The 1,114-nt window shown below is 68.4% G+C and carries 1 protein-coding gene; it reads left to right on the top strand.

Annotated elements, in window-relative coordinates; genetic code table 11:
- Positions 1-297 (top strand): helix-turn-helix transcriptional regulator (locus G7A99_RS20455; protein WP_163143704.1); only part of this gene is annotated, 297 nt, incomplete at its 5' end.
- Positions 298-1,114 lie beyond the last annotated feature (817 nt).

A 1,114-nucleotide genomic window follows, 5' to 3' on the forward strand; every position in this document is an offset into this window, starting at 1 on the left:
GAGGTGCGGATGGACGAGCTCGCCGCGGAGTGCGGGCTCTCGCGGGCGCACTTCTTCGCCCTGTTCAAGAAGGGCACCGGCATGACGCCCCACATGGTGCTCAACATGATCCGCATGAAGAAGGCCTGCGAGTGGCTGGCGACCTCGCGCACGGGCACGCTCGGCAACCTCTCGGATTCGCTGGGCTTCTCGGAGCAGGGGCACTTCACGCGTTTCTTCCGCAACCACCTGGGCGCCGCCCCGAGCCAGTACCAGCGGGTGGTGGACCGCTACGGCGCACAGATGCGCCAGCTGTGACCTTCCAGTGGGTCGTTTACCCGGGATCTGCCCGGAAGACTGGCGGTGCGAGCCGGACCACTCCGCCAGGAGGCCCGGGTGAACGGCCTTGCCCGTTGATCCGGGTCCCGGGTAGAGGGTGTCGGTTCGGGTCCGTCGTGCGCCGCAGGCGTGCGACATTCTGAACCGGTCCCGGCAGTCGCACACGGCCTCGCGGCCGTGCACGACCTATGTATGGACTCGCCCCTGGTATCAACCGCCGGCTGGTGGAAGGAACCCCGCCTGCACTTATGTATCAGGCCTCATCGAGGTGGCACAGTTCGCTGCGCCACGGCGGAGCGTCGCCAGCCGTCTTGCCTGCGGGTCCTCGGCGGCGAGGCGTTTGAGCCGCGCGAGCCGATCCCCCGGCACCCGATACGCCGCATCCAGCTCGGCGAGCAGCGCATGGAAGGCGCCATTGAGCCACTCGGGCGGACTGCCCCGTTCCTGTAGGTCGGTTGCTCCTGGCAACCGACAGGTGGGGCGCCGGCGGTCTCCCGGTCGGCGGCCGGGTCCGGGGCGCGACGTTGCGTGGGCGGTGTTCCGGCGGGATGACGTCTACGGCCTGTCGGCCGTGCACGATCCTGGATGTTGTCCGGGGGGTTTTTGCCAGTTTGCTTGCGGGTTATCGGGAAAACCTGACGACCTGCCGGCCGTTGTTTGCCCTGAACTCGTCTGTCGGGCAGCGCCACGCCTCATTGCCGGCGCCGGTGTGGCTCCGCCACGTGAGCGACATCATCGTGGCTGTCGGTTGCCAGGAGCAACCGACCTACCCGAGCTGCGGTGCTCGCACACGCGC

Source organism: Arhodomonas sp. KWT (assembly GCF_010993615.1).